This is a genomic window from Labrys sp. 22185 (genome assembly GCF_052045555.1).
GTDB classification, from domain to species: Bacteria; Pseudomonadota; Alphaproteobacteria; order Rhizobiales; family Labraceae; genus Labrys; species Labrys neptuniae.
The window spans coordinates 1-14,459 of record NZ_JBQEPH010000063.1; the positions used below are offsets into that span (position 1 = coordinate 1).

The window sequence follows — 14,459 nt, forward strand, 5'->3', positions numbered from 1 at the left end:
GAAGATCGGCTCGACGAAGGCGCGCTCGACGCAGAGCGGCGCCGCGGCATCGACTGACCAGTCCTTGGCCTTGCCGGGGAACGGCACCACACCGTGCTGGGCAACGAAGTTCTTGCGGTTGCCCGTGTCGAGATAGCTCTCGGAGAGCATGCCGTTGGCATGGATGATGCCATGCTGGGCCAGCTCGACATGGTAATAGGTGTAGGTCTGGAAGGAGCGGTCATAGAAGATGCTCCGGCCATTGACCAGCATGCGGATCGGCACCAGCTTGCCTTCGAAGAAGAAGCTGTGCTCGGCCGTAACCAGCAGATCCTGATAGGGCACGCCTTCGGCGATCGCATCCTTGAGGATGCGGACGGGGTAGCCGCCCATGTCCATGGGATATACCGGGTTGCTCAGGACATGGCCCGAGCCGATCCAGGTCACCGGACGCAGTTCATCCTTGCCGTCGATGGAAACGAAGACCTCATCGCCAACCTGGATCTTCTCGATGGCGACTTCACCGGTGGCCGTGCGGATGAGCGTGCCGGCGAGGAAGCACTGGATAGCCCGGTCGGTGATGGTCATGCTGCCACCGTTAGAGTCGACCGTCAACGGGCCGGGACCACCAACCTTGTAGGTGCCTGTTGGGAGGCTGTCTCCATCAACTGAGGTGGTGGCAATAGTGTTTCCACCGGCATCAAGGACCGTAATATACTGCCACGAACCAGAGGTCTGGACTATATAGCTAGCCGCAGGGGCTGGCATGCCGTTGAATTGGAGGTGATTAAGTCCATTATTTTGGGAAAATCCATGGATAGATGTCGATGAAAGATCGATGGCAGCCCCGCCGCCATTGACAGTGAAAGTGCCTCCGCCATGGCCGAAAGTAACGCTCGTTCCGCTAAGAAGATCGATTACGCCGCCGCCATTACTAAAGCTACCGCCATCGGTGAGAGTGACATTCGTGCCGTTCAGAGCGCCGGCGAGTACAGAGCCCCCCATCGTGGCATTACCGCCAGTGACATATATATTCGTTACTGACCCAACCGCAGCGCCATTACCTATTGTTACATTACCTCCAACATAAATTTCAGACTTAACAGCTAGGCTAGCAACGAAATTTATAGTTGTCGATGCGCCAGGAGGAACAGCATAGTATACGGGGAAAACGAAATTGACCCCCGGAATGCCATTTATTACAGTACTTCCGCCGTTATTTACAAGAAAATTCTTTATACTTCCGAGATCATTGTCTTCGGCTGTCGGACTTTTAATGATAAGGTTACCATCCGTGTAGTCATAGACCACGCCACCGTTATTAGGTCCGTAAGTTGCCATTTGATCCTCAATTCTTTTTCAGGAGCCCCTGCGAGAAATTCGGCTCCGGTTGTTTGGACAATCCTGCAGTCCAGGGTTACGTGCGCCCCAGTCTCCGTGAGCTCGCTTTCGGAAAACACTTCCCGGCGCGCAATTGATCTGCAGCAATGTTTCGGGCCGCCTCCGCTCGCTTAAACAGAAAACAAGTTTCCACGACCTTCGCTCGGCAATTGAAGGACACTTGTTCGACGAAAGCAAACTTTTTTATGTAAATATAAGGATTAGGAAAACGTAAAAGCATTTATAATACTTGTTTACACAAACTACGCATAAATATTGTTTATGATTTGTATAAAGTATTAATGATATAGACTGAGGGTGTTTTATGCGAATTTCAAGGACCGGAACCCAGGGCCATTCGCACAGGTTGAAGGAAGTAAATCGCGGCCGGCGCCACCCCGATCGTGACGGATGGTTTGTTCCCGCCCGACGGGCGACGGACGGTCCTGATATTGCCGCGCCTTTTCACCATCGTTTGGCGCCTTCGCGGGTAGTCGGCAGGCATTTGCGCGAGACCACCGACACGACGGTAAGGCCCCAAATTATGGGCCGAACAGACCTCTTCGGCCGTTTCCATGGGCTGGATGCGGATTGTTCGCACGCCACAGTTCTTTAGCCCTTCATTAACGCGGGCTACCTATCCCGGCGCGCAATCGAATTGCGGCGGACGCCCAATGATGCCGATTTTTGACGTAAGTTAAGGGAGAACGCCGGTGACCCCTCACCTTTCCCGGGCCGCAGCATGTCACCGAGCAAGGCAGGAGATTCCGGCTGCTCGATGCGACCGGCTTTCCGGTTTGCCATATCTATTGTGATGCCGACGCTAAGGCCAGTTGACACCCTTATTTGTCGAGCCGCCGGCAGACCCTGGATCTGGCGAACAGGATCGCCCAAATTCCCCAGCTTCCCGATGTGATGCCCGCCGAGGAGCCACCGATATGATCTGTCTCAATTATCGTGCGTGGAACCTGACCGCCTACGCGTCCGTCTCACATAGTGTGCGTTCAGTCTCAAAAAAGCGCGCGTCGGATGTCACCCGCAATCTCATTTAATTTGCGTCAGAAAAGACTGATAATCTCGCGTCGGAGTTCCCATCATTGCGCGCCGCTATACCTGAGGCGGCACCAGGTCGGCCGCGCGCTCGCGGCCAGCCTCTGTCAAGAGAACTTCTCCACCATCTCCGACGACAATCCACCCACGAATACGCAAAGCGCGTTCCGTCTGTCCCGCTCCGCCGTACATCGACTGAACTGATGGGGTGGATGCCAACTCACGGGCCCCCTGCCCGAACTCGAGATCTCCGACCGAAACCACGGCAACGGTGCAACCTTTTGAGCTGTCTGTTGCCGCAACCGCCCAGATGACGGCGGATCGCCGCGCGCAAAATCCACGCTGCTGCCGGATCATCTTTTTGCAAGAAGATTCGTAGCGGGAGGCTTTTTTGCCGCTGCATCCCGACAAACTTAGGTGTCTTTTGGAATAGATACGTGACAACGCTTCAAGACGCGCATGACAGGCGGAAAGAGGACTGATGCTCCTCGCGTTGAAACGTTGCCACCAAGATGAGTTGTGGAGCCCGCCCCTTGACTGACGCCGGGGATGCCAAAGGCTCGCAAAGGATTTCGAGAAAATCGTTGCCAATACCCGTCACCAACCCTAGGCTCCTCACGCGCGCCACCGTAAGACATTCTCGCCGCTCTAGAATTCTTAGCTATATATTTAAAGATAACTAACGCCGAATAGGTCACACTATACCTTTTTGGCGACGATTTTATAAACATAAAATAATTTATTATCAATATTTATGAAGAATATTTATGTTACAGTAATAAATATTTATTACTCATATGATTTTAGCTTCTCCCAAAGACATACGAATAAGTCATTGAAATAACAAAAATTATGTCGATAGTAAGACCTACCTTGAACTAAGCTATAGGCGAGACAATAAATGAAATCCACCCTTCGCTATATCGCTTTCAATCTCGCAATTATAGTTACAGGGATATTCATTAATTCTCCACCGCAAGCCCACAGAATTCAAATTTGCCAGAGTTTTAACGGTGGCGAATTTTACGAAACTAATACAAGGCGTAAATTTGTGCCTATATGGTATAATTATATCTTTGTTATCTGGATTTCCTACTTTTTTCAAAAATTCATATTTACGCTATGAGTCTATAGTTCAAAATGTGTCGCCGTCGCCCCGAAACAAAGGCATGGATATGGAAATTTGATTATCGTTTTGCGTGCGATTCAAGAATCACTTTCTGGCACAGTTTTTGCTATACGTGTGCATCTACTTCAAATTTAGTGGACAGATTCTAATGCTTGGTGATCACGTCTGCACTCGGCTACGTAATCCAGGAAGGTCCGCAAGGATATTTTGTCAAAACTAACGAATCGGAGCATTTTTCATGGAATTTGGTAAGATGTCATGCGAAGATCTCTTAGATAGAACATCAGGATATCTTAATGAAAGTGAGTTAGAAAAGGCAATCGCAACCTTATCTAAATATACCTCAGAATTGGACCCAACCAGCCCAGAATATTACTATTATATGGGCATCCTCCACGCAAAAATGGGGGATTTAGCGTCTTGCCTCTCTAATCTTGAGGCATGCGTTAAGCTATCAAATGCCGACGCTCAATTAATGTCCGCTCTTCGAGCTGCTGGGCAAATAAGTCCGGACCTAGCCTGTGCAATCGTACCCGCCGAGATGGCAGGCAAAGGAAACAGGGGCGCTAGCTCACTTCTGCCAAACCTTCTCTTTCCCGCTAGACTTCCATCTGAAGTAAATCGACTTATTCTTCAAAGATACAGCGATAATTTTGAGCTTTTGTACGATCAGCTGGTCGCCCTGGACCGTAATTCGGCCGATCAGTTGCTTGTTGATGATTTCGCACTCAACGGATCGAATTATTGGCATCACGTCGCCATGGGACACGCTTCCTGGATGCGGGCAGAACGCTCGCAAGCAGATGCTCACTATGCCAAGGCGAAAGCTTTGTCGATGTCCCAAGGCGTCTGGGCCGTTCACTTTAATTGCGGCGTCTATAGCTGGCTTTCCCAGGAGCAGGTCAACGGCCTGGAAAACGCACACGTGGAGAACGTGCATGGAACCGATGACTGGCGCTGGCACCATCCTGTCAATCTGACGAATAACCCCGAAGTGACGCTCGTTTTCGGATGTGATATCGGTTATTTCCACTATGTTCCGAAGCTTTTGGAGACTTTGATCGCGGCAAAGCGCTCTGCACCTCAGTCGCCGGAGACCCTCATCGTCATTGGCGTTGCCGAAGTTGTACCAGAATTGGTCAATTTCCTTGAGGATGTCAGCGCCTATGTCACTGCAAACGTCCCCGGGTTGCATCTATGCTTTGCTTATGGAAAATTAAAACGTAGCGACGACGCTGTATTTACCTGCATTCGATACCTTTTGCTTCCGGATATCGTAGCCAAATACAATAGTCGCCTGATCATTGCTGATATTGACGCCTACTTCCCGGAAGACTTCTTTCGACGCCTGCGTGAGATAGAACCTTTTGATTTTGGTTTTCGTTTATATGCTTTCGACGAAGCGGGTCGCCAGCGCCACGGCCAGCCCTGGGGCTTTGGTGCCGGAATCACTTTGCTTGGACGGAACGATATCACGCCAAAGTTCGCACGCTTTCTGGCGAATTACATCCAAATTGCCTACGATCGTTGGGCTCCGACAAATTGGTGCATTGATCAGTGCGCACTTGCACAGGCCTTCGATATTTACGTACGACCGCGGTGGCACGACTTCGCCATCAAATTTATGGACAATGGCGAGCCGTTATTGGTGATGCCGCATCATGTCGGCGGAAAGGCTGAGTTCAAACTGCAGGGTGATCTGATCAGCACCCAAAACTTTTGGCAGAAGATTGATACGGCGTCATGAAACTGGACGTTTCTATTAACGAGGCCTGAGCCTAGCCAAAGCTCAAAGTCCTCATATCCATCCGTCTCGGACAAAAAATCCTGAAGGAAGAACGTTCGCGAGGGAGGATCGAAGCCAAGTATAGCGTGGGACGCCACCCGCTCATCGTTCCTTCGTCACTGCGGCGAAGCCCAGATCCTCCTTAAATCACAACCTCAAATCTGTGCCATGGGTGCTGACGGCGGACATGCTTCTGGTACGTACACAGCTGAGGTACCGACAATGTCCAGCTCCCCGCCTATCTTAATTCGGGATTGAATGAAATGGGTGACGCCTCCGATTGCCATACGAGATGGCTAATACCAACGAGCGCCGTTTCTGACTCTCATGGGATTCCCAAGGAGCCGCGAATCTGAATCCATGCTGCAAACAGGAGGTTTGCGATGGGTTCGGCGGTTTTGTTGCGTGATGATTTCGACGGCGCAGCTCTTCTGCAGCTTGCACGGCAGACGAAGGATGCCAATCAGGCCCGGCGGTTGCTAGCTCTTGCCGCGATCTATGACGGCGGCCCGCGCTCGGATGCGGCACGGATCGGCAGCATGACGCTGCAGATTGTGCGGGATTGGGTCCTGCGTTTCAACGCGCGCGGCGCCGATGGCCTGTTGAATGGCAAAGCGCCTGGCGGCCGAGCGAAGTTGAATGCCGCTCAGCGCCAGGCTCTTGCAAAGGTCGTCGAGAGCGGCCCGATCCCGGCGATCCACGGTGTTGTCCGTTGGCGGCGCAAGGACCTGGTTCAGTGGATATTCCAGGAATTCCGCATCTGGATGGACGAAACGACGGTCGGCCGCGAGTTGAAGGCGCTCGGCTTTGCCAAGCTGTCGGCTCGCCCACGCCACTACGCTCAGAACGAGCTGGAAGTAGTAGCTTTTAAAAAGACTTCCCCACCGCTCTGGCAGAAATCCGAAGCCGGCTCCCGCAAGGCACGGACATCGAACTGTGGTGGGCCGACGAAGCGCGCATAGGCCAGAAGAACAAGATCACGCGCCGATGGGCGCGTCGTGGCACCAGGCCATCCGCGCCTTTGGATCAGCGCACCATGTGGGCCTACATCTTCGGGGCGGTCTGCCCGCGGAAGGGAAAGGGCGCGGGCCTGGTTCTGCCCTATTGCGATACCCAGGCCATGCAGGAGCACCTCGCCGAGATCGGCCGGAGCGTCGATGACGGTGCGCATGCGGTGCTCATCCTCGATCAGGCCGGAGGGCACGTGACGCCGAAACTGAAGGTGCCGGACAACATCACCTTGATGTTCCTGCCGCCGCGCTCACCGGAACTCAACCCAGTCGAAAACGTCTGGCGGTTCATGCGCGATAACTGGCTGTCCAACCGTATCTTCAAGGACTACGACGACATCGTCACCCATTGCTGCGCCGCATGGAACAAGCTCGTCGACCAGCCGTGGAAGATCATCTCCATCGCACTCCGCGAATGGGCGCATCGGTCATGATCACCGCTCGTTGGTATAATCCACCGTTCGAAGACGCCATGTCAATCAAAATAGATTTATGCGTTTTTTTGCAGCTCCAAAGTACCTGATGTTTCTTATAGCTTGAACGGGCTATAGCGCGACAACCAGGGGATCTTCCGCATATGTGGAACGGCCCACGGCACAAGGGCTTTTTCAGTCGATTTCACATATGCGAGAGTGTCCGGTCATTTCGGGGGCCGCTTCACTTCCATCTCCGAATACGAACCAGTCATAGACAGACCGTTACCCCTAACTCTTATTTTAAGGGTGCGTCGTGTCCGGGGAATTAGGGATCTGCCTCAGCGGCAAATACTTCATCAAAAGGGTCAGCGTCAGGACTTTTTGCCAAAGGCGGTAATCAAATAAGCCCAGAAATCACAAAAACTTTATCAAAAATAAAGATATTTTTAGCCAATTTTATCCTTTGTTTTAGTAATTTTGTTGAAATTTTCACCTATATCTCATTGTTAATGATGCCGTTGACAGAATATATTTCCTTAATCCAACGTACAGACGTTGGCGCTTAACTCCTGAAAAATGAGGAAGATCTCACGTTGTCCATCTGATTTTTTCGAAGCTCAACATTGATATTTCAGCTCTGCCCTATTTCGGCAGTGGAGGCACGAGCGCCAATGCCGGCGGCAGTCAAGGTAGTGGTTGGGATGGCAGTGACCCGAGCGGCATTACGAACGGCAGCCGATTTGACCTCTCAGCAGGACGTGGTCCGTTTCTGGTAGCGCCCTCGTCAATGGCGATACTAGGGCAGTGGCTATGGAGATCAGGTAGCGGTAGAGGCGGCAGAGTACCGAGCGGTTCCGGTTCCGAACCAATTCACGGGAGCCGAAACAGATAGTCTAGAATAATCTCATCACCGGCAAATTTAAGTTTATTGGCGCCATTTCTCTAAAATTTTAATGGTAGTGCGAAAAACTTGGAGCTTCTCAATGAAGTCAAGCGTGCGGATCATTTGGAAATATTCTGTATTCTTCTTAGTAACTGGGTGGCTAACGCAGGCTACGGCCATTACAATTAGAGACGACGTTTTCATTGCCAATGGCGGAAGCAAGGCAGATATTAAAGGAACAATTGCCAGGGCAATGGAACCTTTGCGTTTGAATAGTTATTCTTCGCAATATCTCTCCGTTGTAGATCTTGGTGGATGCACCGGAACATGGCTCGGTGATTCCACCGACAACAAGTCGGTATTCGTACTGACTGCCCGTCATTGCATTGGTTATCTATTAGGCATAAGTCCGAATAGAATTTATACGGTAATTGATTGGAATTTACGCAAGATAGCAGAGGGGAAAAATCTATATTATTTGCCTCCTGGCTCACAAAATAATAATTACATGAGAGATGATATCGCAATACTCAAAATTCCCAAAATAGCAGATATTCTTGATCATAACGGCAGAAGGATTGAAAAGCCTATTATATACGATCTATCAGATAAGTAGGCAGACGTTTACGGTAAAGAAACTTTTTTAGCAGGTTATGGTCTATGAGGAGTTGGTGATTATTTAACTTCTACTGGCTCAGTAGACGAGGCTTATCTTCCTGATGGCGGACCTAGGCGAGCCGCTGGTCCAGCAATAATTAGAACAAATGATTTATATACTTTGTATGCGGAGAGATTATTTTCAAAATTACCGTCCGGCATAACAAGTAAGACGGGACTCGCAGGTCATGACAGCGGAAGCGCGTGGTGGCAAAAATACAATGATTACTATGTAGCCATTGCAATTACCTCTGGATCAAATACATCCACCAGAGTTACGCGTTATATGGACTTTATCACAAGAGCGTACCCTCAAGTACGTATTTTGTCGGATGAAATTAAGTCAACAACTGGTATTTACAGATATTATGGAGGGCAAACTGATTTCTTGCATCATCAGGCCAACTCATTGACGGAATACAACGGGCGCTTGGAAGCTGTTTTTATGATAAGTGCGGCCCCTCGTATCGGCGGTGGCGCCGAGCCAATTTACCGATGTGCCTCCCCAAGCTACGGATTTCCGGATTTTGCGTCAAAAAATAAATGCGACAACCAGATGGACCGCGGCATTTTTGGGTACAGCCTTCAATCTAACCATCCAGAAGCCAAGCCATTTTATGCATGCCATGCAGTAGTTTCTGACAATACAGGTATCACCTTTCCGCAAAAGTGGGACCATTTTTTAAGCTGGGATCAAAATTGTGAAGGGCAAGTAGTAGATGGTCTTATCGGCTACGGACTAGATAGATATCACAGATACGGCCCCTCGTATGAAACAGGGCTTCCATCGCAATGAGCGCTTGCAAGAAAGGGTAGCCTCGCAAACCTCTCAAACTTCTCAGCTCCACTTTGTTTGGATGAGCGCCATAGAATCAGAGCGCAAATGGCTGAAATCGACTTATCGTCCTTAGCGCCCTGATGGAGAATCACGTTCACCCATGCAGATCAACTACTTTTCGATCAAAATCTAAGGATGTTACCAAATATGCATAAAGACAATACAGCTGCATTACCTAAGGTTGTTACGATGGGTTTGCATAGTAGTGCCTCGACTTGGGTATTTAATGTTATTCGGGAATTACTAATTGTAACCCATGGTGAGGAGCGTGTCGTTTCCTACTACGCCGAGGACGCACCCCAAGCCTCCACATTTGATGGTAATTGCCTCGTTCTTAAATCCCATCATGGCAGTAAAAGTCTCAATAGATGGATTGAATGTGTAAAACCAATATTGTTTCTCAGTATTAGAGATCCTCGTGACGCTGCTTTGTCTATGTCTCAACGTTTTGATGTACCTCTATCTATGACGGCGCAGTGGGTTAGCAATGATTGCCAGCAATTAATAAACTTTTCTTCAAGAGGTTATCCGTTGCTACGCTACGAGGACTCATTTTTTAATAATCCTCAAACATTAATTGATATGGCGAATTTACTTAATTGCTCAATTGGCAACCAATCTTTAGATTTTATATTTAACACCTACACAACGGACTCCGTACGGAAATTTGTAAACGACATCGCAAGTCTTCCAGACGAAAGGGTGCGCCCTCATGGGGGAGGCCGCTTAGTTGATGTTGTAACTAATTTCAACAGCAGGCACATCGGCGATGGCCGTAGTGGGAAATGGCGCGATCTCCCACAATCTGAGCAGGATATATTAACGCGGAAATTTGAGTCGATTTTGAAAGTATTCAACTATCCTTTATGAAGCGTCTTCTCTTTCTAGGACGGAGCTGCGGAGCGGCTTGGGAGGTTCCGTCGCAAATTTTCCGTCAAGACCGCCTGGGGCATGAAGGCTCCTCCACTCGAGTAGGATTTTCATGTTCAAGGGTCGTTGACCTGCCACTGAGATGTCATCCAGCGGCGATTAGAGCCTCGGCGGGTTTTACGCCTTGTGGCGGTGGGAGCAACGTGAGATCGGCGGAGCTGGTCGGGATTGCGCAGTTGATCGTCCGTTGCGGTGAAGTTGGCGGCATAGGCCGCAGGCGTGAGGTATCCGAGCGCCGAATGCGGGCGCGCGGTGTTGAAGTCGAAGACCCAGGCCGCGATCTTGGCTCGGGCATCGTCGAGGTCGAAGAACAGCGTCTCGTTGAGCAGCTCATCTCGCATACGGCCATTGAAGCTTTCGACGAAGCCGTTCTGCATCGGCTTGCCTGGCGCGATGAAGTGCCAGTCGACGTCATGGTCGCGGCACCAGGCCAGCATGGGGTTGCAGGTATATTCCGTGCCGTGATCGCTGACGATCATGCCTGGCTTGCCATACCGCTCGATGATCGCGGTCAACTCACGCGCCACGCGTCGGCCCGAGATCGAAGTGTCCGGGATCGCTCCGAGGCATTGCTTCGTCACGTCATCGACGATGTTTAGGATGCGGAAGCGGCGCCCGTTCGCGAACTGGTCGTGGACGAAGTCCGTGGACCAGCGCGCATTCGGCTTCGCTTCGACCAGGATCGGTGCACGCGCTCCCACGGCCTTGCGGCGGGCGCGGCGCTTGCGCACCGACAGTCCTTCCTCGCGGTAGAGCTGATGGATGCGATTGACGCCCGACGGTTCGCCTTTGCCTCAACACAACGAGGACGCTGATATCACCGACCTGATACCCTTCAACTTCGCCAAAACCGCCACTGCCGCCTGATACAACGCAATCAAATGCCGAAAGGCGGCGTCAACGTGCGGGGAAAATCGCGCTTACAATGGATCCGCCCGAAATCACGGATCAGCGCTGAAGTGGGCTAACGACGGGCGTAGATCAGGCCATGCAGCCCCCATCTTCAATCTCGCGTCCACAATACCGCCGCCCTTGCCGCACTCATCCGGTTCCCGTGATCTCCTTTAGGTAGGCGGGTAAAAAACGTAAATAACGATTTGATATTCGGTATATGTCGTAAATATTTATACGAGTAGTGATTAAAGAACAGGGTGAAGGTCGAGAAATAATATAATTTACTCGATAAATTAAGAAAAATACTTATATTTAAATCGAAAGATCGTGATATTTAAACAAAATATGTCGACTTTTACAGAACAATACATTGAAAATGGCATGTTTTTTGCGTTAAGGAATTTGTAGCGTCGTTCTTACTCCGCATTCCACCCGTCCCCCATACGTCGAGAGGAAACAATGAACTTCGGTTCAAAAACGTTATGCATCGTTAGTCTGATAGCGCTTTCCGCATGCAACAGTAACGATGATTCAGGAACGGCGCAGAACAGCCCGCAATTATTTGGTCAGAGCTTGCCAGCGCAGGTATCCGTTCAAAGTTCGCCAGCACAGGTATCCGGCCAAAGCTTGCCGGTACAGGTCAACAATCTGCCTTCACTGAACACGGCGCGCACCTTCGTCTGGCCCGTCGATCACGCAGTTGTCGATCCGAACCATTATTACGAGGGGCAAGCCGTCGCAGCACTCTCCAACGCCGCCTATAAAAGTGGCAGCAATGGCGGGGCTGGTGATACAAGTGACGCCATTGCCGCGGCGAGCCTTGATTTGGGTGCGGTCGATGAAACCCCTTCCAGCAAGCATCACCAGATGAGCCTGAACGGGCAGACGATCGATTACACTGCTCGTGCCGGCCATCTGGTTGCCTATGCACCAACTGACCCGGCAAATCCCACGACCCGGGATGCAGAAGCCTCGATCTTCTACATGTCCTATACCCGCGATGACATTCTGGCCAGTCAGCGGCCTGTCACCTTCGTCTTCAATGGTGGCCCGGGAGAGCCGTCGATCTGGCTTCACCTAGGGGCTTGGGCGCCAAAAAGCCTCAAAGTGAACGCGCCAAACCTGCCGCCCGGCCCCGACATGCCCGACAGCTTCCCGTTGACAGACAATCCACAAACCCTGTTGGATCAGACGGATTTGGTGTTTGTCGATATCGTCGGCAGCGGCTTCTCACAGGCCATTGCGCCCCACACCAATAAGGATCTCTGGAACACCAATTCCGATGCCCACGTCTTCCGGGACTTTATCACTGCCTACATCAACCGCTACAATCGGCAGAGTTCACCCAAATATCTCTATGGCGAATCCTATAGCGGCATCCGCACGCCCATCGTGGCCAATCTTCTTGTGCAGGCGGGAACCAGCCAATATGCACCGGATCCCTCAGGAAAGCCCGCCGTCGTCTTGACCGGCTTTACCCTCAACTCTCCTGTTCTCGACTACGCCACGATGGGAGGACATTTAATTCCAACAGACGGCATGACGGCTGATTATTACGGCAAAGGTACGGCCCGGGGCAGCATGTCGGAGACGGAATACGCCGATTATCTCCGCAAATATACATCAGAAATTTATGATCCGATCAGCAATGGCTCTATGGCGATATCGACTAAAGCCATCAATGATTTCGCCGCTATTACAGGGATAGGCATTGAAGACGTTAAAAGCGACTATGAATATATAGTTTATGATTTTAAATATTATTTTGGAAAAATCTTATATCCAAATTCCTCATCTGCAAGTTTTAACGACTACGACTATCGCATCAGCGCAGGCAAAAAACTCAATTATCAGATAAATTCATACGAAGAGGCGGGTTTCTATGGCGCAATCAAGCCTTATCTTCTCGAAGAGTTCAATTATCAGAACAAAGATCCCGCGCAGCTATACGGTGCGGATGTCGCGTTCGACAAGTGGAGCCATAATCACGGCAATAGGAATTATTACGGTGGAATAGATGACACCAGCGTGCCTGATATCATCGCCGCTATGGCGCTCGAGCCAAATTTGAAGGCCTTGGTCCTGCATGGCTACCACGACGCCGTCTGCCCGTTCTTCCAGTCGGAAGTCGACCTCCAGAATGGGGGGGCTCTACCGGCCCTGTCGACCAGACTCACAGTGCATGATTATGAGGGGGGCCACATGATTTATCTGACACCGGCGTCGCAGGTAACCATGCGCGCCGATCTGCGGGATTTCTACCGGACACCGAATGCCGCGGCATCCTCGTCTGTGGTGTCTGTTTCAACGGCGCCGGCCCCCGTAGCCGTGCCCATCGCCGCACGTTGACCTGATCAAGGAGAACTCCGCCATGACGTGTAAACCTTTGATGCTGTTCCTCCTGTCCACACCCCTGCTCGCGTCCTTCGGCCTCGACGCAGCCAAAGCCACCCCGATCTCGGCTGGACACGGCCCCGCTTTGCAACAACCGTCCGGCTTCGTTCGGATTGGCGAAAAACTCGATATTCCCGTTCGTCCCAGAGGTTGGAAGCCCAGGCCGGCCACGCCGGCGGCCACGATGAATGCCGTCACGAGCAATCTCCAGGCACGATTCGAAAAGGCCGCGGGATCGCCGACGCTCTTGTTGACCAGGCAGGCCGCCTTAACTAGTGGCTGGGGATGGGCGGCCGACCATTTCGAGGCCATCGATACCCGTCACAAGGGAGCCATCAGCCTCGATGATGTGCTCGCCTATGTTCAGCGCACCTCAAAGGTTGCGTTGCCCAGCCCTGCGGCATCACAGACAAAGGTCCGCGTCATTCCCTAGGCTCAGGACCTATTAATTTGTTTTGAGATGTGATTCACGGTCTGCGCTGAGGAGACCGTGATGGTTGATTTGTTTGTGCTGAGTGAACGGCAGATGGCGCGGATAACCGCGTTGTGCCGCGGGTCGATGACCGACGCGTGGTGAGTGGCATCGTCTACGTGATCCGCAACGGCCTCCAGTGGAAGGACGCGCCCCCTGCCCATTTTTCAGCACTTACGCCTCAACCTCTTGAAGACAAAAGAAAATTTTCCTGTTGGCGGTTTGGCATGCGACCGGCTACCAGCAAGGAGGTTTCTGCGCACTATGTGCTGACATCAAGGAGACCCCATGAAGAAAATTGAAGCCATCATCAAGCCCTTCAAGTTGGACGAGGTGAAGGAAGCGCTGCAGGAGGTCGGCCTGCAGGGCATTACGGTGACGGAAGCGAAGGGCTTCGGGCGGCAGAAAGGCCACACGGAACTGTATCGCGGTGCCGAATATGTCGTCGATTTTCTTCCCAAGGTGAAGATCGAGGTCGTGGTGCCGGACGAGCGCGTCGAGCGCGCCATCGACGCCATCCGCAAGGCCGCCCAGACGGGCCGGATCGGCGATGGCAAGATCTTCGTCCTCAACATCGAGGAAGCCATCCGCATCCGCACCGGCGAGAGCGGCCTCGACGCCATCTAGAGCAAAGCGCGTTC

General features: G+C 51.5%; 9 protein-coding genes and 2 pseudogenes. 9 read left to right on the forward strand and 2 right to left on the reverse strand.

All coding sequences use genetic code 11. From position 1 onward, the window contains the following. On the reverse strand, positions 1 to 567 hold a 567-nt coding region (locus tag ACTJKX_RS36560; RefSeq protein ID WP_440728319.1), incomplete at its 3' end, for a Hint domain-containing protein. Positions 568 to 3,776: 3,209 nt separating this feature from the next. Between ACTJKX_RS36560 and ACTJKX_RS36565 the strand changes: the two genes are divergently transcribed. The 5 genes from ACTJKX_RS36565 to ACTJKX_RS36585 all read left to right on the forward strand — a co-directional run bounded on the left by ACTJKX_RS36565 (position 3,777) and on the right by ACTJKX_RS36585 (position 9,998). Beyond that, on the forward strand, positions 3,777 to 5,285 hold the full coding sequence (locus ACTJKX_RS36565; RefSeq protein WP_440728320.1) for a tetratricopeptide repeat protein: 1,509 nt from the start codon (positions 3,777 to 3,779) through the stop codon (positions 5,283 to 5,285). Between the two features lie 422 nt (positions 5,286 to 5,707). Beyond that, positions 5,708 to 6,768 (forward strand): IS630 family transposase gene (locus tag ACTJKX_RS36570; RefSeq protein ID WP_440728321.1). Its coding sequence is split into 2 segments (ribosomal slippage): positions 5,708 to 6,200 and positions 6,200 to 6,768, totalling 1,062 coding nucleotides; the frame shifts between segments, so codons are not numbered across the junction. 965 nt (positions 6,769 to 7,733) lie between these two features. Beyond that, entirely contained in the window at positions 7,734 to 8,249 is a 516-nt protein-coding gene (locus ACTJKX_RS36575) for a hypothetical protein (RefSeq protein ID WP_440728322.1), read from the forward strand. A gap of 162 nt (positions 8,250 to 8,411) precedes the next feature. Then, complete coding sequence (locus tag ACTJKX_RS36580; RefSeq protein ID WP_440728323.1) at positions 8,412 to 9,086, forward strand: hypothetical protein; 675 nt, start codon at positions 8,412 to 8,414, stop codon at positions 9,084 to 9,086. Positions 9,087 to 9,275: 189 nt separating this feature from the next. After that, complete coding sequence (locus tag ACTJKX_RS36585) at positions 9,276 to 9,998, forward strand: hypothetical protein (protein WP_440728324.1); 723 nt, start codon at positions 9,276 to 9,278, stop codon at positions 9,996 to 9,998. 145 nt (positions 9,999 to 10,143) lie between these two features. Here ACTJKX_RS36585 and ACTJKX_RS36590 read toward each other — a convergent pair. Continuing rightward, positions 10,144 to 10,846: pseudogene (locus tag ACTJKX_RS36590) on the reverse strand (IS3 family transposase); the annotation flags it as partial. A gap of 565 nt (positions 10,847 to 11,411) precedes the next feature. On the opposite strand from ACTJKX_RS36590, the gene ACTJKX_RS36595 reads away from it, so the two are divergent. The 4 genes and pseudogenes from ACTJKX_RS36595 to ACTJKX_RS36610 all read left to right on the forward strand — a co-directional run bounded on the left by ACTJKX_RS36595 (position 11,412) and on the right by ACTJKX_RS36610 (position 14,445). After that, entirely contained in the window at positions 11,412 to 13,301 is a 1,890-nt protein-coding gene (locus tag ACTJKX_RS36595; RefSeq protein WP_440728325.1) for a S10 family serine carboxypeptidase-like protein, read from the forward strand. A 40-nt stretch (positions 13,302 to 13,341) separates the two neighbouring features. Further along, a complete protein-coding gene (locus ACTJKX_RS36600) occupies positions 13,342 to 13,779 on the forward strand; it encodes a hypothetical protein (protein ID WP_440728326.1) in 438 nt (145 codons plus the stop codon). A gap of 104 nt (positions 13,780 to 13,883) precedes the next feature. Then, positions 13,884 to 13,982, forward strand: a pseudogene (locus ACTJKX_RS36605) (IS5/IS1182 family transposase); the annotation flags it as partial. Positions 13,983 to 14,106: 124 nt separating this feature from the next. After that, entirely contained in the window at positions 14,107 to 14,445 is a 339-nt protein-coding gene (locus ACTJKX_RS36610; protein WP_068296275.1) for a P-II family nitrogen regulator, read from the forward strand. Positions 14,446 to 14,459: the final 14 nt, after the last annotated feature.

Bases quoted from the DNA above. Each gene is read 5' to 3' on its own strand.
- ACTJKX_RS36565 (WP_440728320.1), top strand. From the start codon at position 3,777: ATGGAATTTGGTAAGATGTCATGCGAAGATCTCTTAGATAGAACATCA.
- ACTJKX_RS36575 (WP_440728322.1), top strand. From the start codon at position 7,734: ATGAAGTCAAGCGTGCGGATCATTTGGAAATATTCTGTATTCTTCTTA.
- ACTJKX_RS36585 (WP_440728324.1), top strand. From the start codon at position 9,276: ATGCATAAAGACAATACAGCTGCATTACCTAAGGTTGTTACGATGGGT.
- ACTJKX_RS36595 (WP_440728325.1), top strand. From the start codon at position 11,412: ATGAACTTCGGTTCAAAAACGTTATGCATCGTTAGTCTGATAGCGCTT.
- ACTJKX_RS36600 (WP_440728326.1), top strand. From the start codon at position 13,342: ATGCTGTTCCTCCTGTCCACACCCCTGCTCGCGTCCTTCGGCCTCGAC.
- ACTJKX_RS36610 (WP_068296275.1), top strand. From the start codon at position 14,107: ATGAAGAAAATTGAAGCCATCATCAAGCCCTTCAAGTTGGACGAGGTG.